General features: G+C 72.6%; 18 protein-coding genes. 11 read left to right on the top strand and 7 right to left on the bottom strand.

The window, feature by feature from the left end; translation table 11 throughout:
* Positions 1-101 precede the first annotated feature (101 nt).
* The 3 genes from ACFVHB_RS24720 to hrcA form a co-directional block, all read right to left on the bottom strand.
* Positions 102-851 carry a 16S rRNA (uracil(1498)-N(3))-methyltransferase gene (locus ACFVHB_RS24720; RefSeq protein ID WP_380326248.1) on the bottom strand — a complete coding sequence of 250 codons (750 nt, stop codon included), beginning with the start codon at positions 849-851 and terminating at the stop codon, positions 102-104.
* A gap of 203 nt (positions 852-1,054) precedes the next feature.
* Entirely contained in the window at positions 1,055-2,197 is a 1,143-nt protein-coding gene (gene dnaJ / locus ACFVHB_RS24725) for a molecular chaperone DnaJ (protein WP_380326251.1), read from the bottom strand.
* A 74-nt stretch (positions 2,198-2,271) separates the two neighbouring features.
* Entirely contained in the window at positions 2,272-3,306 is a 1,035-nt protein-coding gene (gene hrcA, locus ACFVHB_RS24730) for a heat-inducible transcriptional repressor HrcA (protein WP_380326254.1), read from the bottom strand.
* Between the two features lie 262 nt (positions 3,307-3,568).
* Between hrcA and htpX the strand changes: the two genes are divergently transcribed.
* The 3 genes from htpX to ACFVHB_RS24745 all read left to right on the top strand — a co-directional run bounded on the left by htpX (position 3,569) and on the right by ACFVHB_RS24745 (position 6,122).
* Positions 3,569-4,489: a zinc metalloprotease HtpX gene (htpX, locus tag ACFVHB_RS24735; RefSeq protein WP_380326257.1), complete on the top strand. Its 921-nt coding sequence runs from the start codon at positions 3,569-3,571 to the stop codon at positions 4,487-4,489.
* 36 nt (positions 4,490-4,525) lie between these two features.
* Positions 4,526-5,116 carry a hypothetical protein gene (locus ACFVHB_RS24740; RefSeq protein ID WP_380326260.1) on the top strand — a complete coding sequence of 197 codons (591 nt, stop codon included), beginning with the start codon at positions 4,526-4,528 and terminating at the stop codon, positions 5,114-5,116.
* A 172-nt stretch (positions 5,117-5,288) separates the two neighbouring features.
* The gene (locus ACFVHB_RS24745; RefSeq protein ID WP_380326262.1) at positions 5,289-6,122 is read left to right on the top strand and encodes a DUF3097 domain-containing protein; all 834 of its coding nucleotides are present in this window, start codon (positions 5,289-5,291) and stop codon (positions 6,120-6,122) included.
* Positions 6,123-6,235: 113 nt separating this feature from the next.
* Here the strand turns inward: ACFVHB_RS24745 and hemW are convergent, their stop codons facing one another.
* Entirely contained in the window at positions 6,236-7,465 is a 1,230-nt protein-coding gene (hemW, locus tag ACFVHB_RS24750) for a radical SAM family heme chaperone HemW (RefSeq protein ID WP_380326264.1), read from the bottom strand.
* Positions 7,466-7,523: 58 nt separating this feature from the next.
* The gene (locus tag ACFVHB_RS24755; protein ID WP_380326267.1) at positions 7,524-9,446 is read right to left on the bottom strand and encodes an AMP-dependent synthetase/ligase; all 1,923 of its coding nucleotides are present in this window, start codon (positions 9,444-9,446) and stop codon (positions 7,524-7,526) included.
* A 350-nt stretch (positions 9,447-9,796) separates the two neighbouring features.
* Between ACFVHB_RS24755 and ACFVHB_RS24760 the strand changes: the two genes are divergently transcribed.
* From ACFVHB_RS24760 to ACFVHB_RS24775, 4 genes are all read left to right on the top strand, one after another.
* Entirely contained in the window at positions 9,797-11,530 is a 1,734-nt protein-coding gene (locus tag ACFVHB_RS24760; protein ID WP_380326269.1) for an ABC transporter ATP-binding protein, read from the top strand.
* 164 nt (positions 11,531-11,694) lie between these two features.
* A complete protein-coding gene (locus tag ACFVHB_RS24765; RefSeq protein ID WP_380326292.1) occupies positions 11,695-13,593 on the top strand; it encodes an ABC transporter ATP-binding protein in 1,899 nt (632 codons plus the stop codon).
* A gap of 156 nt (positions 13,594-13,749) precedes the next feature.
* Entirely contained in the window at positions 13,750-14,679 is a 930-nt protein-coding gene (gene sigJ, locus ACFVHB_RS24770; protein WP_380326272.1) for an RNA polymerase sigma factor SigJ, read from the top strand.
* Between the two features lie 81 nt (positions 14,680-14,760).
* Positions 14,761-15,840 (top strand): NAD(P)/FAD-dependent oxidoreductase, encoded by a 1,080-nt coding sequence (locus tag ACFVHB_RS24775; RefSeq protein WP_380326275.1) that lies wholly within the window; start codon positions 14,761-14,763, stop codon positions 15,838-15,840.
* Between the two features lie 162 nt (positions 15,841-16,002).
* Here the strand turns inward: ACFVHB_RS24775 and lepA are convergent, their stop codons facing one another.
* The gene (lepA, locus tag ACFVHB_RS24780) at positions 16,003-17,871 is read right to left on the bottom strand and encodes a translation elongation factor 4 (protein WP_380326278.1); all 1,869 of its coding nucleotides are present in this window, start codon (positions 17,869-17,871) and stop codon (positions 16,003-16,005) included.
* A gap of 319 nt (positions 17,872-18,190) precedes the next feature.
* Between lepA and ACFVHB_RS24785 the strand changes: the two genes are divergently transcribed.
* From ACFVHB_RS24785 to ACFVHB_RS24795, 3 genes are all read left to right on the top strand, one after another.
* On the top strand, positions 18,191-18,496 hold the full coding sequence (locus ACFVHB_RS24785) for an antibiotic biosynthesis monooxygenase family protein (protein WP_380326281.1): 306 nt from the start codon (positions 18,191-18,193) through the stop codon (positions 18,494-18,496).
* Between the two features lie 183 nt (positions 18,497-18,679).
* Positions 18,680-18,946 carry a 30S ribosomal protein S20 gene (gene rpsT, locus ACFVHB_RS24790; RefSeq protein ID WP_238741111.1) on the top strand — a complete coding sequence of 89 codons (267 nt, stop codon included), beginning with the start codon at positions 18,680-18,682 and terminating at the stop codon, positions 18,944-18,946.
* A gap of 489 nt (positions 18,947-19,435) precedes the next feature.
* Positions 19,436-20,146 carry a hypothetical protein gene (locus ACFVHB_RS24795; RefSeq protein WP_380326284.1) on the top strand — a complete coding sequence of 237 codons (711 nt, stop codon included), beginning with the start codon at positions 19,436-19,438 and terminating at the stop codon, positions 20,144-20,146.
* A 156-nt stretch (positions 20,147-20,302) separates the two neighbouring features.
* Here ACFVHB_RS24795 and holA read toward each other — a convergent pair whose 3' ends face one another.
* Positions 20,303-21,298 carry a DNA polymerase III subunit delta gene (gene holA, locus ACFVHB_RS24800; RefSeq protein WP_380326286.1) on the bottom strand — a complete coding sequence of 332 codons (996 nt, stop codon included), beginning with the start codon at positions 21,296-21,298 and terminating at the stop codon, positions 20,303-20,305.
* Between the two features lie 135 nt (positions 21,299-21,433).
* Here holA and ACFVHB_RS24805 point away from each other — a divergent pair, with 135 nt between their 5' ends.
* Positions 21,434-21,670 (top strand): hypothetical protein, encoded by a 237-nt coding sequence (locus ACFVHB_RS24805; RefSeq protein WP_380326295.1) that lies wholly within the window; start codon positions 21,434-21,436, stop codon positions 21,668-21,670.
* Positions 21,671-21,961 lie beyond the last annotated feature (291 nt).

Here is a 21,961-nt window from a genome sequence, read left to right on the forward strand (position 1 = left end):
TCAGCCTAGGCAGGTACGCGGACGATGCACCGGCATTTCCGCAACAGCCGACCCGCGCGGGGGACGCCCGCCGGCGTCCGGCGCGGTCCGGCCCCCGGGTCTCAGCTCCAGCGGCCGGTGCGCCCCAGCAGCAGCGCGCCGGCGGCGACGCCCGCCGTGGAGGTGCGCAGCACCGAGGGACCGAGCCGGAACGGCTTGGCGCCGGCCTCGGCGAAGGCGGCCAGCTCGTCCGGGGAGACGCCGCCCTCGGGGCCGACCACCAGCACGATGTCGCCGGTCTCCGGCAGGGCGGCCCCGGCCAGCGGCTCGGCGCCCTCCTCGTGCAGCACCGCGGCGAGCGCCGCCCCGGCCAGGAGGGGGGCCAGCTGCCGGGTGGTCATCAGCTCGCGGACCTCGGGGAAGCGCAGCCGGCGGGACTGCTTGCCCGCCTCGCGGGCGGTGGCCCGCCACTTGGCGAGCGCCTTGGCGCCGCGCTCGCCCTTCCACTGGGTGATGCAGCGGGAGGCGGCCCAGGGGACCACCACGTCCACCCCGACCTCGGTCATGGTCTCCACCGCCAGTTCGCCGCGGTCGCCCTTGGGCAGTGCCTGGACGACGACGATCCTCGGCGCCGGCTCGGGCTCGCGGCGGACGGCGGCCACGGTGACGTCGATCGCGTCCTTGCCGTGCACCGCCGCGACGGTGCCGTCCACGCCGAGGCCCAGACCGTCCGCGAGGGTCACCGCCTCGCCGGCCTCCAGCCGCTTCACCGCGGCGGCGTGCCGCCCCTCCGGGCCGTCCAGGCGGACCACCGCGCCGGGGGCGGCGGTGGCGAGCTGCACGGTCTCGACGACGAACACGGGCGCGGTCATGGCGGGTCCTGGAGGTCGGGATTCCGGAGGGTCGGGGTTCCGGAGGTCGGGATGGCGGAGGGTCGGGATTCCGGAGGCCACCGAGCGGTACGGCGCCCGGCGGTGCGGCGGCCGGGGTGCGGCGCCCGGGGGTGCGGCGGTGGGGTGCGGTGGAACGACGGCGCCCGGTGACCCGCGGGGGTCACCGGGCGCCGGTACGGCCGTCAGCGGCCGTTGAAGGCGTCCTTGAGGCGCGAGAACAGCCCCTGCTGGCCCGGCGCGAACTGGCCCGAGGGCCGCTCCTCGCCGCGCAGCACCGCGAGACGGCGCAGCAGCTCCTCCTGCTCGGCGTCGAGCTTGGTGGGCGTCTGCACCTCGACGTGCACTATCAGGTCGCCCCGGCCGCCCCCGCGCAGGTGGGTGATGCCGCGGCCGTGCAGCGGGATCGACTGGCCGGACTGGGTGCCGGGCCGGATGTCGACCTCCTCCAGCCCGTCCAGGGTCTGCAGCGGCACCTGGGTGCCGAGCGCGGCGGCCGTCATCGGGATGGTGACGGTGCAGTGCAGGTCGTCGCCGCGGCGCTGGAAGACGCTGTGGGTGGTCTCGGCGATCTCCACGTAGAGGTCGCCGGCCGGGCCGCCGCCCGGGCCGACCTCGCCCTCGCCGGCCAGCTGGATCCGGGTGCCGTTGTCGACACCGGCCGGGATCTTGACGGTCAGGGTGCGGCGGGCGCGGACCCGGCCGTCGCCGGCGCACTCGGGGCACGGGGTCGGCACGACGGTGCCGAAGCCCTGGCACTGCGGGCAGGGGCGGGAGGTCATGACCTGGCCCAGGAAGGACCGGGTGACCTGGGAGACCTCGCCCTTGCCGCGGCACATGTCACAGGTCTGCGCGGAGGTGCCGGGCGCGGCGCCCTCGCCGCTGCAGGTGGTGCAGGTGACGGCGGTGTCGACCTGGAGTTCCTTGGTGGTGCCGAAGGCGGCCTCCTCCAGGGTGATCTCCAGCCGGATCATGGCGTCCTGGCCGCGCCGGGTCCGCGAGCGCGGGCCGCGCTGGCCGGAGGCGGCGCCGAAGAAGGCGTCCATGATGTCGGAGAAGCCGAAGCCGGCCGCGCCGGCGCCGAAGCCGCCCGCGCCCCCGCCGCCGTTGGGCGACAGCGGGTCGCCGCCGAGGTCGTAGACCTGGCGCTTCTGCGGGTCGGAGAGCACCTCGTAGGCGGCGTTGATCTCCTTGAACCGCTCCTGCGTCTTCGGGTCCGGGTTGACGTCCGGGTGCAGTTCGCGCGCCAGGCGCCGGAACGCCTTCTTGATCTCGTCCTGCCCCGCATCCCGTCGGACGCCGAGTACCGCGTAGTAGTCCGTGGCCACCAAATGCTCCGCTTGTTCCGCCTGTAGAAGTGCTTGCGACTGGTACCACCGTCAGGACCTGACGGTGGCCGTTCCTACGACTCGGCCAGGATCTGGCCCACGTACCGTGCCACCGCTCGCACCGCCCCCATTGTGCCCGGGTAGTCCATCCGGGTCGGACCGATCACACCCAGTTTGGCCACGCTCTCGTCGCCCGAACCGTAACCGACCGAGACGACCGAGGTGGAATTCAGCCCCTCGTAGGCGTTCTCCCGGCCGATCCGGACCGTCATCCCGGCGTCCGCGGTCTCACCCAGGAGACGGAGCAGGACGACCTGCTCCTCCAGCGCTTCGAGCACCGGCTGGATGGTGAGCGGGAAGTCGTGGCCGAAGCGGGTCAGGTTGGCCGTGCCGGCCAGCATGATCCGCTCCTCGTTCTGCTCGGCGAGCGCCTCGAACAGCGTCGCCAGGACGGTGGTGACGGTCGGCCGGTCGGCCGCCTCGAACTGGGCCGGCAGCTCCTCCAGCAGCCCGGGCACCTCCGGGAGCCGGCGGCCGGCGGCCCTGGTGTTGATCTTGGCGCGCAGGTCCGCCAGGACGGTCTCGCCGACCGTGCCCGGGCAGTCCACGAGCCGCTGCTCGACCCGGCCGGTGTTGGTGATCAGGACCAGCATCACCTTGGCCGGGGCCAGCGCGACCAGCTCGATGTGGCGCACGGTGGAGCGGGAGAGCGAGGGGTACTGGACCACCGCGACCTGCCGGGTCAGCTGCGCGAGCAGCCGCACCGTACGGGCCACCACGTCGTCCAGGTCGACCGCGCCGTCCAGGAAGTGCCGGATCGCCCGCCGCTCGGGCGCGCTCATCGGCTTGACCTCGGCCAACCGGTCGACGAACAGGCGGTACCCCTTGTCGGTGGGGATCCGCCCCGCGCTGGTGTGCGGCTGGTGGATGTAGCCGTCCTCCTCCAGCGCGGCCATGTCGTTGCGGACCGTGGCCGGGGACACGCCGAGGTTGTGCCGCTCGACCAGGGCCTTGGAGCCGACCGGCTCCTCGGTGCCCACGTAGTCCTGGACGATGGCGCGAAGCACCGCGAGTTTGCGGTCGTCCAGCTGGCGGACCTCACCGGCCATGGGGCACGCACCTCCGTCTTCGCACGTTGTCCGATGTGACATGTGTCCGTATCGCCTTGCTGCGGGCCGCACTGGGCGGGCCCCGGCTTTGGCACTCTGAACACACGAGTGCCAGAACCGTACCTGCCAGTGTAAGGCCCGGGTCCGACGGCAGGAACGGCCCGGCCGGGGTGATCCTGCCCGCACTGCGCGGCGCGTGGGTGATGCCCCGCGCCCGTCCGGGTGGCAGCATCGGAAGCGGACGGCGAACGGAGGAGCAGCGATGTCCACCTCGGGCCAGCACACCCGCTTCGCACCCGACCGCGGCCTGACCGGCCGGATGGTCGGGACGATGTTCGTGATCGGGCTGCTGTACGTCGGATTCACCGGCCTGCTGATCGCGCTGCTGCGCGGCGCCTGGCCGCTGATCGTGCTGATCTCGGGCGGGCTGTTCGTCGCCCAGTTCTGGTTCAGCGACAAGATCACCGAGAAGGCGATGGGCGCCCACCGGGTCACCCCCGAGCAGTACCCGCAGCTGCACGGCACCGTGGACCGGCTCTGCGCGCTCGCCGACATGCCCAAGCCCCGGGTCGCCGTCGCCGACAACGACATGCCGAACGCCTTCGCCACCGGCCGCAACCCGCAGAACGCCGTGGTCTGCGTGACCACCGGCCTGCTCCGGCGACTGGAGCCGGAGGAGCTGGAGGGCGTGCTGGCGCACGAGCTCTCGCACGTCGCCCACCGGGACGTCGCGGTGATGACCGTCGCCGGGTTCCTCGGCGTGCTCGCCGGGGCGATGACGCGGATCGCCCTGTACGGCGGGTTCCTGGGCAGCGGGCGGAGCAACGACGACTCCGGCGCGGCCGTCATCGCGCTGATCATCCCGCTGGTGTCGATGGTGGTGTACGCGATCAGCTTCCTGCTCACCCGGCTGCTCTCCCGCTACCGCGAACTGGCCGCCGACCGGGCCGCCGCCCAGCTCACCGGCCGGCCCAGCGCGCTCGCCTCTGCGCTGACCAAGGTGACCGGCCAGATCGCCGCGATCCCGACCAAGGACCTGCGCCAGGCGCAGCCGTACAACGCCTTCTACTTCGCCCCGGCGCTGAGCGCCCGGGAGACCGCCTCCAAGCTGCTCTCCACCCACCCGTCGCTGGAGCGGCGGCTGGAGCAGCTGGCCGCGATCTCGGCCCGGCTCGGCCGCTGAACCGCCACCTCCTCGCCCCGACCGGAAGGGACCGCCGTGGGAATCCTGGACACGCTCTTCGGCCGCACCAAGCCGGTCAAGCCCGATCTCGACCAGCTGTTCGGCGTGCCGTCCGCCGCGCTGACCCTGGAGGCGGGGGCCGGCTTCCGGCCCACCGGCGTCGGCTCGGTCTGCTTCGCCTCGGTCGAGGGCGGGGCGTTCGACGAGGTCGAGCGGCAGGTACGGGCGCTGCTGGACGCCGACACCGAGCGCGGCGGCGTCCCGGTGGAGGCGTCCAAGGACGCGTACGGCTACTCCTGGCTGCTCGCCCGGCACCAGCCCGAGGAACTGCCGGAGCTGGTCAACGACCTGCACGCGGTCAACAGCGAGCTGGAGGCGAACGGCTTCGGGCCGCAGCTGCTCTGCTCGCTGGTCGCCTTCCGCAACGCCGAGGGGCAGCCGCTGGCACTGGTCTACCTGTACAAGCGCGGCACCTTCTACCCGTTCGCGCCGGTGCCGGGGGGCGGGGAGAAGCGGAACAGTCCGCTGGAGCTGCAGGTCAACGCGATGCTCGGGAACGACCTGCGGCTGGAGAAGGACCTCACCCGCTGGTTCCCGGTCTGGGGCGCCCCGGGCCTGGGGGACTGAGCCCGGAGCCGCGTCGGTGACGCTCCGCCATACGGCCACACGGCCACCCGGCCACACGGTCGCCGTCCGCGGCCGGCTCGCCGAGGTCCTGGCCGTCGACACCTCGTACCACCTCGCCTGAGCACCACTCACCTGGGCACCACCTCGCCTGACGCCTCGTAGACTCCGTGGAATGCGCAGCCGCCAGTACGGACCCGACCTGACCCCGCCGTGGAAGAAGCAGACCCCCGCCCCCGAGGTGCCCGCCGAGCGGGACCTCGTGGTGGAGGAGGCGGAGACCGGCTTCTGCGGGGCGGTGGTGCGCTGCGAGAAGACCGCCGAGGGGTTCACCGTCACCCTGGAGGACCGTTTCGGCAAGCACCGGGTCTTCCCGCTGGTGCCGCGCGGCTTCCTGCTGGACGGCAAGGCCGTCACCCTGGTCCGTCCCGCCGGTCCGGCGCCCTCGCGGGCGCCCGGCAGGACCGCGTCCGGCTCGGTGGCCGTCCCCGGCGCCCGTGCCCGGGTGGCGCGGGAGTCCCGGATCTACGTCGAGGGCCGGCACGACGCCGAGCTGGTCGAGCGGGTCTGGGGGGACGACCTGCGGATCGAGGGCGTGGTGGTCGAGTACCTGGAGGGCATCGACGACCTGCCCGCGATCGTCGCCGACTTCGCCCCCGGCCCCGGCCGCCGCCTCGGCGTCCTGGTCGACCACCTGCTCCCCGGCACCAAGGAGCACCGCATCGCCGCCCAGGTCACCGGCGACGCCGTCCTGGTCGTCGGCCACCCCTACATCGACGTCTGGCAGGCCGTGAAGCCCGCCAGCGTCGGCATCCCCGCCTGGCCGGACGTCCCGCGCGGCGAGGGGTGGAAGGAGGGCGTCTGCCGGCGCCTCGGCTGGCCGGTGGACACCCCCGCCGCCTGGAAGCGGATCCTGTCGAAGGTGGACTCCTACAAGGACCTGGAGCCCGAGCTGCTCGGTCGCGTCGAGGAACTGATCGACTTCGTGACGTCGGCGGATCAGGCGTAGGTCCGGAACTCCGAGGTGTCGAGCGTGATGCCGAGCACGTCCAGCGGGACGGGCTCGCCGAACTTGGCGGTGCGCACCGACCAGTAGTCCGGCTGAGACCACGTCAACGAGAGTCAGTCCACCAGGTCACGTACCACCGCGTCCGCCAGCAGCCGGCCCTGGAGGGTGAGGACGGCGCGGCCGGCGGCGTACGGCTCCGGGGCCAGCAGGCCGTCGGCGAGGTGCTGCCCGGCAGCCCTGCAGCCCGCGTCGGTGAGGAGGGTGAGCGGGATGCCCTCGGCGAGGCGGAGTTCGAGCAGGATGCGCTCGACCCGGCGGTCCTCCTCGGCCAGGACCTCGCGGCCCAGCGCCGGGGTGCGGCCCTCGGCGAGGGCCTGCGCGTAGGCGGCGGGGTGCTTGGCGTTCCACCAGCGGACGCCGCCGACGTGGCTGTGCGCGCCCGGGCCGGCGCCCCACCAGTCGGCGCCGGTCCAGTACAGCTCGTTGTGGCGGCAGCGGCCCTCCGGGGTGGTGGCCCAGTTGGAGACCTCGTACCAGGAGTAGCCGGCCGCGGTGAGCGCCTCCTCGGCGATCAGGTAGCGGTCGGCGTGCACGTCGTCGTCGATCATCGGGAGTTCGCCGCGCTTGACCCGGGCGGCCAGCCTGGTGCCGTCCTCGACGATCAGCGAGTACGCGGAGACGTGGTCGGGCCCGGCGCCGATCGCGGCGTCCAGGGAGGCCCGCCAGTCGTCGTCGGACTCGCCGGGGGTGCCGTAGATCAGGTCGAGGTTGACGTGCTCGAAGCCGGCCGCGCGGGCCTCGGCCACGCAGGCCTCGGGGCGGCCGGGGGTGTGGTGCCGGTCGAGCAGCCGCAGCACGTGCGGGCGGGCGGACTGCATGCCGAAGGAGATCCGGTTGTAGCCGCCGGCCCGCAGCTCGGCGAGGTAGGCGGGGTCGACCGACTCGGGGTTGGCCTCCGTGGTGACCTCGGCGTCCTCGGCCAGCCCGAACTCGTCGCGGATCGCGGCGAGCATCTTCACCAGGTCCCGGGCGGGCAGCAGGGTCGGCGTGCCGCCGCCGAGGAAGACGGTCCGCACCGGGAGGTCCGCGGCCCCGAGGACCCGCCGGGCCAGCCGGATCTCGGCGACCACGTTGTCGGCGTAGGTCTCCTGCGAGGCGACCGCCCCGGAGGAGCGCAGCTCGGTGGCGGTGTAGGTGTTGAAGTCGCAGTAGCCGCAGCGGCTCGCGCAGTACGGCACGTGCAGGTAGAAGCCGAACGGCCGCGACCCGAGCCCGGCGAGGGCGTGAGCGGGCAGGGAACCGTCGGACGGCACGGGTTCGCCGTCGGGGAGTGCGGAGGGCATGACCCCATTGTCCCGTACGGCCCGCCGAAGCCGGCGGGCCGTACGGGAGCGGGACGGATCAGGCCTCGTTGGTGCCCGCGTACATCTCGGCGACGGCGTCCGCGTACGTCTTCTCGACCACCGGGCGCTTGATCTTCAGGCTCGGGGTGAGCTCGCCGTGCTCGACGTCCAGGTCGCGCGGCAGCAGGTGGAACTTCTTGATCGTCTGCCAGCGCTGCAGGTCGCCGTTGAGCCGCTGCACGAAGCCCTCGATCAGCTTGTTCACCTGCGGGTCGGCGACCACCTCGGCGTACGGCTTGCCGCCCAGGCCGTGCTCGGCGGCCCACGGCATGATCACCGCCTCGTCCAGGGCGATCAGCGCGGTGCAGTAGTTGCGGCCGTTGCCGATCACCAGGATGTTGCTGACGAACGGGCAGACCGCCTTGAACTTGCCCTCGACCTCGCTGGGCGCGACGTACTTGCCGCCGGAGGTCTTGAACATGTCCTTCTTGCGGTCGGTGATCCGCAGGAAGCCGTCGGGGGACAGCTCGCCGATGTCCTCGGTGTGGAACCAGCCGTCGGCCTCCAGCACCTCGGCGGTCTTCTCCGGCAGGTTGTGGTACCCGCGCATGACGCCGGGGCCGCGCAGCAGGATCTCGCCGTCCTCGGCGATCCTGACCTCGGTGCCGGGCAGCGCCCGGCCGACCGTGCCGACCCGGATGTCCTCGGCCCGGTTGACGGACGAGCCGGCGCTGGTCTCGCTCAGCCCGTAGCCCTCCAGGATCGGCACCCCGGCGCCGACGAAGAAGTAGCCGATCTCGGGGGCGAGCGCGGCACTGCCGGACACCGCGCCGCGCAGCCGGCCGCCGAAGGCCGCCCGGATCTTGGCGTACACCAGCTTGTCGGCCAGCGCGTGCTGCAGCCGCAGCCCCAGCGGGGCGCTGTCGGTACCGGTGGCCACCCGGTTCTCCTGGACGACCCGGGCGTACTCGCGGGCGGTCTGCGCCGCCCACATGAAGATCTTGTACTTGGCGCCGCCCTCGGCCCGCGCCCGGCCGGCGATGCCGTTGTAGACCTTCTCGAAGATGCGCGGCGCCGAGGCCATGACGGTCGGCCGGATCACCGGCAGGTTGTGGATGATCCGGTCGACCCGGCCGTCCACGGCCATCACGTGGCCGGTGGCGATCTGCCCCGAGATCAGCGTCTTGCCGAAGACGTGCGACAGCGGCAGCCACATGAACTGCACGTCGTCGGCGGCCAGCAGCCCGCTGGCCTCCTGCGCCCGCCCCTCGTACGCCCAGCAGTCGTGCACCAGGCGCACGCCCTTGGGGCGGCCGGTGGTGCCCGAGGTGTAGATCAGGGTGGCCAGCTGCTCCTTGTCGAGCCCGGCGATGGTCTTCTCGACGGCGTCCGGATGCCCGGCCAGGTGCTCGGTGCCGAGCTGCTCCAGCTCGGCGAGGGTGATCACCTCGAGCCCGCCGGTCTCCGGCGCCTCGGCGGGCGCGTCGAAGAGGATCACGGTGCGCAGCTCGGGGAGCCGGTCCCGCTCGGCGACGGCCTTGGCGAGCTGGGCGGCGTTCTCGGCGAACAGGGCCTTGGAGCCGGAGTCGGAGAGGATGAACGCGGTCTCGTCGGCGTTGGTGCTCGGGTAGACGGCGGTGGTGGCCGCGCCCGCGCACATGTTGCCGAGGTCGGCGATGATCCACTCCAGCCGGGTGGAGGAGGCCAGGGCGACCCGGTCCTCGGGCTGGATGCCCAGTGCCAGCAGGCCGGCGGCCACCGCGTACACCCGGGTGGCGGTCTGCGCCCAGGTCAGGGAGCGCCACTGCTCGGCGCCGGGGGCGCTGTCCGCCGCCTGCTCGTCCACCGGGACGGGGTAGCGGTACGCCTCACCGGACGGGGTGGCGGCCACCCGCTCCTGGAACAGGTGGGCGACGGAGGTGGGACGCCCGGCGACGATGTCGGCACGGCCGGAGTCGATCAGGGACTGCGCGGAACTCAACGAGGACCTCCGGGGGCGGGTGGCCGTCTGAGGGACTGTCGCGGCTCCCGTGGGGGCGGTCGCCGGGCCCCGGTGTTAACCGGTCGGGTACCGGCGAGTAACAAGGGGGCAATCAGCAGCCTAGGGGGAAACCGGTCATTCCGTAAGAGGGCGAGGCAGGTGGCACGCCACCGTCCACCCGGTGCACCCCGGGTACGGCGCGCCCACCGGCCCGCGCAACCGCCCCCGCCACCGAATTCGGCAAAGGACTGGACAAACCTCCGGGCGGCCTACCCCTAATCGCCTGTACGAGTCCACTAAAGAACGAGAATTGGGATGCGAATCCCACCGCCGACGACAAGAGTGTGCCAGTGCTGATCAGACTGCTCAGGGCGTACCTGCGCCCCTACTCCCGACCGATCACCCTGCTGGTGCTCCTCCAGCTGGTCTCCACCCTCGCCCTGCTCTACCTGCCGACCCTCAACGCCGACATCATCGACAACGGCGTGGTCAAGGGCGACACCGGATACATCCTGCGCGTCGGCGGCGTGATGATCGCCGTCACCGTGGTCCAGGCGCTCTGCTCGATCGGCGCCGTCTACTACGGCGCCCGCACCGCGATGTCCGTCGGCCGCGACGTCCGCGCCGCCGTCTTCGACCGGGTGCAGAGCTTCTCCGCCCGCGAGGTCGGCCAGTTCGGCGCGCCCTCCCTGATCACCCGCACCACCAACGACGTCCAGCAGGTCCAGATGCTGGTCCTGATGGCCTTCACGCTGATGGTCGCCGCACCGATCATGTGCGTCGGCGGCATCATCATGGCGCTCAACCAGGACGTGCCGCTGTCCGCCCTGCTGCTCGCCGTCGTCCCGGTGCTCGGCGTCGTGGTCGTCCTGCTGGTCCGCGCGCTGCGCCCGAGGTTCCGCAGCATGCAGACGAAGATCGACACCGTGAACCGGGTGCTGCGCGAGCAGATCACCGGCATCCGGGTCATCCGCGCCTTCGTCAAGGACGACCACGAGCAGACCCGGTTCGCCGGCGCCAACGAGGAACTCACCGACGTCTCGCTCCAGGTCGGCCGGCTGATGTCGTTCATGTTCCCGGCCGTGATGCTCGTCGTGAACGTCTCCAGCATCGCCGTGCTCTGGTTCGGCGCCCACCGGATCGACAGCGGCGGCATGGAGATCGGCGCCCTCACCGCCTTCCTCTCCTACCTGATGCAGATCCTGATGAGCGTCATGATGGCCACCTTCATGTTCATGATGGTGCCGCGCGCCGAGGTCTGCGCCGAGCGTATCCAGGAGGTGCTGGACACCCGCTCCAGCGTCGTCCCGCCCGCCGCACCGGTCACCGAGGTGCTCCGCCGGGGCAACCTGGAACTGCGCGACGTCGCCTTCCGCTACCCCGGCGCCGAGGCCTCCGTCCTGCGCGGCATCGACATCACCGCCCGCCCCGGCGAGACCACCGCCGTCATCGGCTCCACCGGCAGCGGCAAGTCCACCCTGCTCGGCCTCGTCCCCCGGCTCTTCGACGCCACCTCCGGACAGGTCCTGCTCGACGGCGTCGACGTGCGCGAGCTCGCCCCCGAGACGATCGCCGAGACCGTCGGACTCGTCCCGCAGAAGCCCTACCTGTTCACCGGCACCGTCGCCAGCAACCTGCGCTACGGCCGTCCCGAGGCCACCGACGAGGAACTCTGGCACGCCCTCGAAGTCGCCCAGGCCAAGGAGTTCGTCGAACGCTTCCCCGAAGGCCTCGACGCGCCCATCACCCAGGGCGGCGGCAACGTCTCCGGCGGCCAGCGCCAGCGCCTCGCCATCGCCCGCGCCCTGGTCCGCCGGCCCGGCGTCTACCTGTTCGACGACTCCTTCTCGGCCCTCGACTACGCCACCGACGCCAAGCTCCGCCGGGCACTCGCCCGGGAGACCTCCGACGCCACCGTGCTCATCGTCGCCCAGCGCGTCTCCACCATCCGCGACGCCGACCGGATCATCGTCCTCGACGAAGGCGCCGTCGTCGGCAGCGGCACCCACGGCGAACTGATGGCCGGCAACCCGACGTACCGGGAGATCGTGCTCTCCCAGCTCACCGAGCAGGAGGCGGCGTGACCACCCCGGCCAACCCGGAGAAGAAGAGCCCGGCGCAGCAGGGCCCCGGCCTCACCAAGGGCGGCCCCGGCCCGAGCGGCCCCGGCGCGGGCGCCCCCGGCGAGGTGCGCAGCGACTCCCAGGCCGCCGCCGCCCGCCGCGGCCCGGCCGGCCCCGGCCGCTTCATGGGCGGCCAGGGCGCCGAGAAGTCCATGGACTTCAAGGGCTCCGGCAAGCGCGTCCTCAAACTGCTGCGCCCCGAACGCGCCCTGCTCAGCGGCGTCCTGGCACTCGGCGTGCTCAGCATCGGCTGCGCCGTGACCGGCCCCAAGATCCTCGGCGACGCCACCGACCTGATCTTCGCCGGCGTGGTCGGCGAACGCTTCCCCGCCGGCACCTCCAAGGAACAGGTCGTCGAGGGCCTGCGCGCCCAGGGCGACGGCGGCGTCGCCGACCTGCTCTCCTCGATCGACTTCACCCCCGGCCAGGGCATGGACTTCGGGGCCATCGGCACCGTCCTGCTCTGGGTGCTCGCGATCTACGTCGCCTCCGCCGTCTTCGGCATCGTCCAGGGCCGGCTCGCCACCAAGGCCGTCCAGCGCGCCAGCTACCGGCTGCGCCAGGACGTCGAGGCCAAGCTCGCCCGGCTGCCGCTCAGCTACTTCGACAAGCAGCCGCGCGGCGAAGTGCTCAGCCGCGTCACCAACGACATCGACAACATCGGCCAGTCCATGCAGCAGACCATGGGCCAGGTCGTGAACTCGCTGCTCACCGTCGTCGGCGTGCTCGCCATGATGTTCTGGATCTCGCCGCTGCTGGCCCTGATCGCGCTGATCTCCGTCCCGGTCTCGGTCGTCGTGGCGACCAAGGTCGGCAAGCGGGCCCAGCCGCAGTTCGTCCAGCAGTGGAAGTCCACCGGCCAGCTGAACGCGCACATCGAGGAGATGTACACCGGGCACGCCCTGGTGAAGGTGTTCGGACGGCAGAAGGAGTCCGCCGAGACCTTCCGCGAGCACAACGAGGCCCTCTTCCAGTCCAGCTTCCGGGCCCAGTTCATCTCCGGGATCATCCAGCCCGCGATGATGCTGATCGGCAACCTGCAGTACGTGCTCGTCGCCGTCGTCGGCGGCCTGCGGGTCGCCAGCGGCGCCCTGACCATCGGCGACGTCCAGGCCTTCATCCAGTACTCGCGGCAGTTCAGCCAGCCGCTCACCCAGGTCGCCAGCATGGCCAACCTGGTGCAGTCCGGCGTCGCCTCCGCCGAGCGCGTCTTCGAACTGCTCGACGCGCCCGAGCAGACCCCCGAGCCGGCCATGCCGGAGCGCCCCGACACCGTCCGCGGCCGGGTCGCCTTCCAGGACGTCTCCTTCCGCTACGACCCCGAGAAGCCGCTCATCGAGGACCTCTCGCTCAAGGTCGAACCCGGACAGACCGTCGCCATCGTCGGACCCACCGGGGCCGGCAAGACCACCATGGTCAACCTGCTGATGCGGTTCTACGAGGTCAGCTCCGGCCGGATCACCCTCGACGGCGTCGACATCGCCGCCATGTCCCGCGAGGACCTGCGCTCCGGCATCGGCATGGTCCTCCAGGACACCTGGCTGTTCGGCGGCACCATCGCCGACAACATCGCCTACGGCGCCGACGGCGCCACCCGCGAACAGGTCGTCGAGGCCGCCAAGGCCGCCCACGTCGACCGCTTCGTCCGCACCCTGCCGGACGGCTACGACACCGTCATCGACGACGACGGCACCGGCGTCAGCGCCGGCGAGAAGCAGCTCATCACCATCGCCCGGGCCTTCCTGGCGCAGCCGTCCATCCTCGTCCTCGACGAGGCGACCAGCTCCGTCGACACCCGCACCGAGGTGCTGATCCAGCGCGCCATGGCCCGGCTGCGCACCGGCCGCACCAGCTTCGTGATCGCCCACCGGCTCTCCACCATCCGGGACGCCGACGTGATCCTGGTCATGGAGAGCGGCTCGATCGTCGAGCAGGGCACGCACGACGAGCTGATCGCCGCCGACGGCGCGTACGCGCGGCTGTACAAGGCGCAGTTCGCCGAGGCGGTGGCCGAGGTCGACTGACCGGCACCGCCGGGAGCGGAACGCGAGGAGCCGGAGCGGGGCCGCCCACTCCGGCTCCTCGCGTTCGCGCGCCCCCGGCGGCGGTGGCCGCGGCGGGGACGGCCCCCACGGCCGGGGCCCTTCGCCTTCCCGGCCGCGGACGCTACCGTGGGGCCCGTGAGTGACGCCCCGTCGGCCACGGCCGCCTCCGCCCAGGACGCCTCCGCCCAGGACGCCTTCGAGACGAACCGCCGCTACCTGGGCTCCGTCGCCTACCGGCTGCTCGGCTCGTTCACCGACGCCGAGGACGTGCTGCAGGACGCCTGGCTGCGCTGGCAGTCCGCCGACCGCACCGCCGTCGCCGACCCGCGCGCCTTCCTGACCACCGTCGTCACCCGCCTCTGCTACGACCAGCTCGGCTCCGCCCGCGCCCGCCGCGAGGCCTACTACGGCGAGTGGCTGCCCGAGCCGTCCGTCTCCTACGCGGAGGCCGGCGCCTCCCCCGCCGAACTCGCCGAACGCGGCGAGTCCGTCTCGCTCGCCCTGCTCGCCGTCCTGGAACAGCTCACCCCGGCCGAACGGGCCGCGTTCGTCCTGCACGACGTCTTCGCGGTCGGCTTCGACGAGATCGCCGCCTCGCTCGACCGCACCCCCGACGCCACCCGCCAGCTCGCCTCCCGGGCCCGCCGCCGGGTCAAGGACGGCAGCCGGCGCGCCGCCGCCGACCCGGCCGAGCACCGCCAGGCGGTCGAGGCCTTCGCCGCCGCCGTCACCCGCGGCGACCTCCAGGACCTGATGACCGTCCTCGACCCCGACGTGGTCTGGCACTCCGACGGCGGCGGCGTCGTCCGCGCCGGCGTCCGCCCGATCCTCGGCTCGGACAAGGTCGCCCGGCTGGTGGCCGGCCTGGTCGCCAAGTGGTTCACCGACGCGTACGGGCTCGGCCACGCGCTGGTCAACGGCGAGCCGGGACTGGTCTGGTACGAGAAGGCCACCGGCGCCGTCATGGGCGTACTGGCCCTCACCGTCGCCGGCGGGCGGGTCACCGAGGCCTACGTGGTGGTCAACCCGGAGAAGCTCGGCCGGATCACCCCCGTGGAGCTGTGACGCGGGTCACCGTCACACCGTGACCGGCCGCGTCGTCCCCTTCCCGAACAGCGCGCGAGCGCACCGAAGGAGGCGGACGAGATGAGCAGCACCACCACCGAGAAGCGGATCGTCGTACTGGGAGCCGGCTACGCGGGGCTCAGCGCCGCCAAGGGCGCCGGAAAGCACCACCCCGTCACCCTCGTCGCGCCCGAGGAGCGGCTCCTCCACCGCATCCGCCAGCACGAGGCGGCGGCCGGCCACGGCCGGGACTGGCCGGCCCTCAGCCAGTTGGCCCGCGGCCGCCGCATCGAGCACCGCCGGGCCAGGGCCGTCGAACTCGACCTGGCCGGGCACAAGGTGCTGCTCGACGACGGCACCGCCCTCGGCTACGACACCCTGGTCTACGCCCTCGGCAGCCGCACCGCCTGGCACGACGTCCCCGGCGCCGCCGAGCACGCCTACCCCGTGGAACGGGCCGCCGAACTGCACCGCCGGCTGCGCGACGCCGACCGGCCCGGCACCATCGCCGTGGTCGGCGGCGGCGCCACCGGCATCGAGCTCGCCACCGAACTCGCCGAGGCCCACCCGCGGTGGCGGGTGCGGATCGTCGCGGCCGGCCAGGTCGGCGGCTGGTTCTCGGTCAAGGGCCGCACCCACGTCCGGCGCGCCCTCGACCGGCTCGGCGTCACCGTCCACGAGAACGCCGCCGTCACCGAGGTCACCCCCGCCGGGCTGCGCACCGCCGCCGGCCCGATCGAGGCCGACGTCACCGTCTGGGCCGCCTCGATGGAACCGCACCCGCTGGCCGCCGAGGCCGGACTGACCGTGGACGCCCGCGGCCGGGCCGTGGTCGACGGCCACCTCCGGTCGGTCTCCCACCCGGACGTCCACGTGATCGGCGACGCCGCCGCGGTCACCGTCCCCGGCACCGGCGCCCTGCGGATGGGCTGCGCCACCGCCCTGCCGATGGGCCAGTACCTCGGCAAGCTGCTCGCCGGGCGCACCGACGAGCCGTTCGCGTTCAAGTACCTCGCGCAGTGCCTGAGCCTCGGGCGGCGGGACGGGATGCTCCAGCTGGTCCGCGGGGACGACTCGATGCGGCCCACCGTGCTCACCGGGACCGCCGGGCGGCTGGCGAAGGCCGCGATCGTCGCCGGGGTCTACAGCGCGCTGAAGTAGCCCCGGTCGGGCGGGGCGCGGGGAAGCGGTCCGGGGTGGAGTCGAGGGTGGAGTCGAGGGTGGACGGGCCCGGAGACGGGGAAGGGCCCGGAGACGGGGAAGGGCCCGGGCGGGTGCCCGGGCCCTTCGCGCGCGTACGGCTGCTTCCCGTACCGCTACCCGCTACTTCTTGTCCTTCGGCGCCTCGGCATCGGTGGACAGCGCGGCGATGAAGGCCTCCTGCGGGACCTCCACGCGGCCGACCATCTTCATCCGCTTCTTGCCTTCCTTCTGCTTCTCCAGCAGCTTGCGCTTGCGCGAGATGTCACCGCCGTAGCACTTGGCGAGCACGTCCTTGCGGATCGCGCGGACGGTCTCACGGGCGATCACCCGGGAGCCGATCGCCGCCTGGATCGGCACCTCGAACTGCTGGCGCGGGATCAGCTTCTGCAGCTTGCCGGCCATCATCACGCCGTAGTTGTAGGCCTTGTCCTTGTGCACGATCGCGGAGAACGCGTCCACCGCGTCGCCGTGCAACAGGATGTCGACCTTCACCAGGTTGGCGCTCTGCTCGCCGATGGGCTCGTAGTCGAGCGAGGCGTAGCCGCGGGTCTTGGACTTCAGCTGGTCGAAGAAGTCGAAGACGATCTCCGCGAGCGGCAGGGTGTAGCGCAGCTCCACCCGGTCCTCGGAGAGGTAGTCCATGCCCTGGAGGTTGCCGCGACGGGACTGGCACAGCTCCATGATCGCGCCGACGAACTCGTTCGGCGCCAGGATGGTGCCGCGCACGACCGGCTCGAACACCTCGGCGATCTTGCCGGCGGGGAACTCGCTCGGGTTGGTGACGGTGTGCTCGGTGCCGTCCTCCATCACCACGCGGTAGATCACGTTCGGGGCGGTGGAGATCAGGTCGAGGTTGAACTCGCGCTCCAGCCGCTCCCGGATGATCTCCAGGTGCAGCAGGCCGAGGAAGCCACAGCGGTAGCCGAAGCCCAGCGCGACCGAGGTCTCCGGCTCGTAGACCAGCGCGGCGTCGTTCAGCCGCAGCTTGTCCAGGGCGTCGCGGAGCAGCGGGTAGTCCGAGCCGTCCAGCGGGTAGAGGCCGGAGAACACCATCGGACGCGGGTCCTTGTAGCCGCCGAGCGGCTCGGTCGCGCCCTTGTTCTGCGAGGTGATGGTGTCACCGACCTTGGACTGCCGGACGTCCTTCACACCGGTGATGATGTAGCCCACCTCACCGACGCCGAGGCCGTCGGCGACCTTCGGCTCGGGCGAGATGACGCCGATCTCCAGCAGCTCGTGGGTCGCGCCGGTGGACATCATCGCGATCCGCTCACGCTTGGTGAGCTGGCCGTCCACGACACGCACGTAGGTGACCACGCCGCGGTAGGCGTCGTACACCGAGTCGAAGATCATCGCGCGGGCCGGGGCGTCCTTGACGCCGACCGGGGCCGGGATGTTGTCGACGATGTGGTCGAGCAGGTCCTCGACGCCCAGGCCGGTCTTGGCGCTGACCTGGAGCACGTCGGACGGGTCGCAGCCGATGATGTGCGCGATCTCCGCGGCGTACTTCTCCGGCTGGGCGGCCGGCAGGTCGATCTTGTTCAGCACCGGGATGATCGTGAGGTCGTTCTCCAGCGCCAGGTACAGGTTGGCGAGGGTCTGCGCCTCGATGCCCTGGGCGGCGTCCACCACGAGGATCGTGCCCTCGCACGCCGCGAGGGAACGGGACACCTCGTACGTGAAGTCCACGTGGCCCGGGGTGTCGATCATGTTGAGGATGTGCGTCGTACCGGCGTTCGGCCCGGTCTTCGGCGCCCACGGGAGGCGGACGGCCTGCGACTTGATGGTGATGCCGCGCTCGCGCTCGATGTCCATCCGGTCGAGGTACTGGGCGCGCATCTGCCGCGGATCGACCACACCGGTGATCTGGAGCATCCGGTCTGCGAGCGTCGACTTGCCGTGGTCGATGTGGGCGATGATGCAGAAGTTGCGGATCAGCGCCGGGTCGGTACGGCTGGGCTCTGGCACATTGCTGGGGGTCGCGGGCACCTTGGTCCGATTCTCCGTTGGTCCGGGGGCCGGGGGCGTCCGGGTCATCGCTGACCGGTTTCCCGGGGACCGGACAGTCGTCCGATCGAAATAGTTCCTCCCATCTTCCCACGACCACGGCGTGCGCCGCCGTTCGGTTCTCCCGGGCCGGTCCGCCGGGCGTCCGACACTCCCCCGACACCCCTGCGCCACCCCTTCGGCGCCGTCCGCCACCGCCGGCTGCCGCCGTCCGCCGCCGTCCCTCCGCCGGCGCGGCGGAATGCGGCTGAGTGCGGTGGCACGCGGCGGGATGCGGCGGGATGCGGCAGCATTCGGGCGCATGATCCTCGAAAGCGCCCTGCTCGACGTCCTCCCCGGCCAGGAGGAGGAGTTCCTCGCCGCCTTCGACGAGGCCCGGCCGCTCATCGCCGTCCAGACCGGCTTCCACTCGCTCGAACTGCGCCGCTGCCTGGACGAGGGCCGCGGCTCGCGGTTCCTGCTCCAGGTGGAGTGGGAGACGCTGGAGGACCACACGGAGGGCTTCCGCCGCTCGGCCGAGTACCGGCGGTGGCGGGACCTGCTGCACCGCTTCTACGCGCCGTTCCCCGAGGTCGAGCACTACGGCGAGCCGGTCCTCCGGGCCTGACCGGCCAGGGCGCTCCGGGACCGACCGGTTTGGGCCGAACGGCGCGCCCCTGGTAGCGTGGGGCGCTGCACCTGGCCTCGGCATGCCCTCTCAGCTGGTCCGACGGCCGCGCGGGTGCAGCCCTCCCCAGCCTCCGGCCGGGGGGACCCCAGAACCGTTTACACACAAGACTGAGGCTCCTTCGTGGCGAACATCAAGTCCCAGATCAAGCGCAACAAGACCAACGAGAAGGCGCGCCTGCGCAACAAGGCCGTCAAGTCCTCGCTGAAGACCGCTCTGCGCAAGGCCCGTGAGGCCGCTGCCGCCGGCGAGACCGAGAAGGCCGTCGTGCTGGCCCGCGCCGCCTCCAAGGCGCTCGACAAGGCCGTGAGCAAGGGCGTCATCCACGCCAACCAGGCCGCCAACAAGAAGTCGGCCATCACCAAGCGCGTCAACGCCGTCCAGGCCTGACGCCCCCGGGGCCCCCGGCCCCACCCCCCTCGGGACGAACCGGCCCTCTACCCGGACTCCTGAGGCGAGAACCAAGACTCGCACCGCACGCGGCCTGCGTTCGCCACGCGGGTGCGGTGCACGGGCAGTACGGCAGGCGCCGTAGCGGACCTCTTCCCCAGAGGCTGCTGCGGCGCCTGTCGCGTTCCGTGGGCCGACCGCTATCGTCGGTCACGGCAGACCGGGATCACCCCGGCGTTGAAGGGCTTCAGGGGGGCACCATCCATGGCGACGCCACCGCAACCTCCGCCACCGCCGCCGTCCCGGGGCGGCGGTCCTGGGTTCACCGGATTCCCGCAGCAGCAACCGCCGCCGGCCGCCGCGCCGGGCTTCGGCCCACCGCCCGGGCTGCCCAGCTCGCCGGGGGCGCCCGGCTCTTCGGGGCCCGGCTCTTCGGGGCCCGGCTCTCCGGGGATGTCCGGCTCTCCGGGGGTGCCCGGCTCTCCGGGATTGCCGTCCACCGCGCCCGGGCTGCCGGCGGTTCCCGGCGCTCCGGGCGGGTCCGGCCGGCGGGGCGGTAACCTCCGCCGCAACGCCACCTGGGCGTTCGTCGGCGCCATCCTGGCCTCCGTCGCCTGGTCCGGCGCCGTCGCCCTCGTCCCCAAGCTCGTGGACGGAGGCTCCTCCGCGCAGAGCCTCCACGGCTACCACGCCATCGACGAGATCTGCGAGACGGGCAAGCTCTCCGCGTTCCGGCAGAAGTACAAGATGGTGGACAACTACCCGCTGGAGCACACCGGCCGGAGCGACTCCATGGACATCATGCGCTGCTACGCCCTGATGAAGCGCACCGTCAGCGGAAGCGACTCCCCGGACTACGCCACCCTTGAAATCCGCGTCTCGCTGCACAAGGCCGTCGACTCCGCGCCCGAGTACGCCGCCACCCGGCACTACTTCGAGCAGCAGAAGTACGAGATCTCCGACGTGCCGAACCTCGGCCAGGAGGCCTACTACGCCTACGGCGACGAGCCGACCAGCTCGGACAAGACGTACCACGACATCAACTACTACCTGGAGGTCCGGGACGGCGGCATGACGTACTCGCTCTACTGGACCGACAACTACCAGATCGGCAAGGACTACACGCTGGACCGCGACACCGTCCGGAAGGCCATGCTGGACGACACCCGGGACATCCTCAAGGCGATCGGCGGGAAGTAGCGGGCGTCCGCTCGTACTGCTCGGGGGCGGGCCGGTCCGCCCGGGCCGCTCCGGGCGCGCCGGGCGGCGTGGGCGGGCCGGGCGGCGGGGGCGGGCCGGGCGGCGTGGGCGGACCGGGCGGACAGCTTCGCTCCTGGGCGCGCCGGACGGGCCGGGTCAGTACGGGCGCGAGCCGGCGCGGGCGGCCCTGGCGACGGCGACCACCGCCCGCTCCAGGGCGAAGGCCGGATCGTCGGAACCCCCCTTGACGGCCGCGTCCGCCTGCGCGATCGCGGTCAGGGCGGTGGCCACTCCGTCGCCCGTCCAGCCGCGCATCTGCTGGCGGACCCGCTCGACCTTCCACGGCGGCATGCCCAGCTCGCGCGCCAGGTCACCCGGGCGCATGTTCCGCCCGGCCGTCGCCAGCCGGCCGATGCTGCGCACCCCGGACGCCAGCGCGTAGGTGATGCCGGTCGGCGGCTGCCCCACGGCCAGTGCCCAGCGCAGCCGCTCCAGTGCCTCGGCCGCCCGGCCGGTCACCGCGAGGTCCGCCACCTCGAAGCCGGTCGCCTCCGCGCGGCCGCTGTAGTAGCGGGCCACCACGGTGTCGTCGATGGTGCCCTCGACGTCCGAGGTGAGCTGGCTGCACGCGGCCGCCAGCTCGCGCAGGTCGCTGCCGAGCGCGTCCAGCAGCGCCTGGCACGCCTCCGGCGTCGCCGACCGCCCGAGCGTGCGGAACTCCCCCTTCACGAAGGCCAGCCGCTCCGACGCCTTCGCCAGCTTCGCGCACGCGACCTCCCGGCCGCCGGCCTTCCGCCCGGCGTCCAGCAGCCCCTTGCCCTTCACGCCTCCCGCGTGCACCAGGACCATGATCACTTCTTCGGCCGGGGCCTCGATGTACGCCTTGACCTCCTTGACGGAGTCGGCGGAGAGGTCCTGCGCGGCCCGGATCACGATCACCTTGCGCTCGGCGAACAGCGAGGGCGTGGTCAACTCGGCCAGGCTGCCGGGCTGCAGGCTCCCGGGCGCGAGGTCCCGCACATCGGTGTCGGGGTCCGCCGCCTTCGCCGCCGCCACCACCTGGGCGACCGCGCGGTCCAGCAGCAGCTCCTCCTGGCCGACCGCGAGGGTCAGCGGGGCGAGCAGGTCGTCGGGTGCACTCTTCCTGGCCATCGCCTACCAGCATCCCACGCGGCACGGACAGCCCCGCCCGCCTGCCGGCCCGTCCACCGCGCACGGGACAATGGCCCGGTGACCGCAGATCCCACCACCGACCAGCCGGACGACTTCGACCCCCACGCCCGGCAGCTGCTCGTCCTGCCCGACCGCGACGCCGCCGAGGAAGCCGCCGAGGAGCTCAGCGCCGCCCATCCCGACCTCGGCGACCTGGAGGTCGTCCGGGACGCCCTGGCCGGCGAGGACGACGCCGAGGACGCCCAGTGGCTGGTGGTCGTGGAGCCCCCGGAGAGCGGCTGGACCACTGAACTCCTCCGCGCCCTCGACGCCCTCGCCGCCGAAGCCGAAGGCTGGCGCGAGGAGGGCTGACCCACCCCGGCGGTGGGGCCTGCGCCAGAAGTCGGCCGGTCCGACTTCCGGTGCGCGGGTGCCCGGCCCTGACGCGGCGACGCGCAGGTGCCACCCAGCCCTCGGCCCCCGCCGCAGCGACCGCCCACCTTCGTCCCCTCACCGCCGCCCTGTCACCGTCCCGGCCCGCGCCGCGCTCCCGCCCCCCCCCGGGCGCGGGGGGGCCCGCCCCCCCCCCCCCCCCCCCCCCCCCCCCCCCCCCCCCCCCCCCCCCCCCCGATAAATAAAAAAACAGCCCCCCCCACCAAAAAA

This window comes from Kitasatospora sp. NPDC127111 (assembly GCF_042677465.1).
Taxonomy (GTDB): domain Bacteria; phylum Actinomycetota; class Actinomycetes; order Streptomycetales; family Streptomycetaceae; genus Kitasatospora.

Excerpts from the sequence above, each read along its gene's own strand:
- ACFVHB_RS24720 (WP_380326248.1), bottom strand. The coding sequence starts at position 851 with ATGACCGCGCCCGTGTTCGTCGTCGAGACCGTGCAGCTCGCCACCGCC.
- hrcA (WP_380326254.1), bottom strand. The coding sequence starts at position 3,306 with ATGGCCGGTGAGGTCCGCCAGCTGGACGACCGCAAACTCGCGGTGCTT.
- htpX (WP_380326257.1), top strand. The coding sequence starts at position 3,569 with ATGTCCACCTCGGGCCAGCACACCCGCTTCGCACCCGACCGCGGCCTG.
- ACFVHB_RS24745 (WP_380326262.1), top strand. The coding sequence starts at position 5,289 with ATGCGCAGCCGCCAGTACGGACCCGACCTGACCCCGCCGTGGAAGAAG.
- hemW (WP_380326264.1), bottom strand. The coding sequence starts at position 7,465 with ATGCCCTCCGCACTCCCCGACGGCGAACCCGTGCCGTCCGACGGTTCC.
- ACFVHB_RS24765 (WP_380326292.1), top strand. The coding sequence starts at position 11,695 with ATGGGCGGCCAGGGCGCCGAGAAGTCCATGGACTTCAAGGGCTCCGGC.
- ACFVHB_RS24775 (WP_380326275.1), top strand. The coding sequence starts at position 14,761 with ATGAGCAGCACCACCACCGAGAAGCGGATCGTCGTACTGGGAGCCGGC.
- ACFVHB_RS24785 (WP_380326281.1), top strand. The coding sequence starts at position 18,191 with ATGATCCTCGAAAGCGCCCTGCTCGACGTCCTCCCCGGCCAGGAGGAG.
- holA (WP_380326286.1), bottom strand. The coding sequence starts at position 21,298 with ATGGCCAGGAAGAGTGCACCCGACGACCTGCTCGCCCCGCTGACCCTC.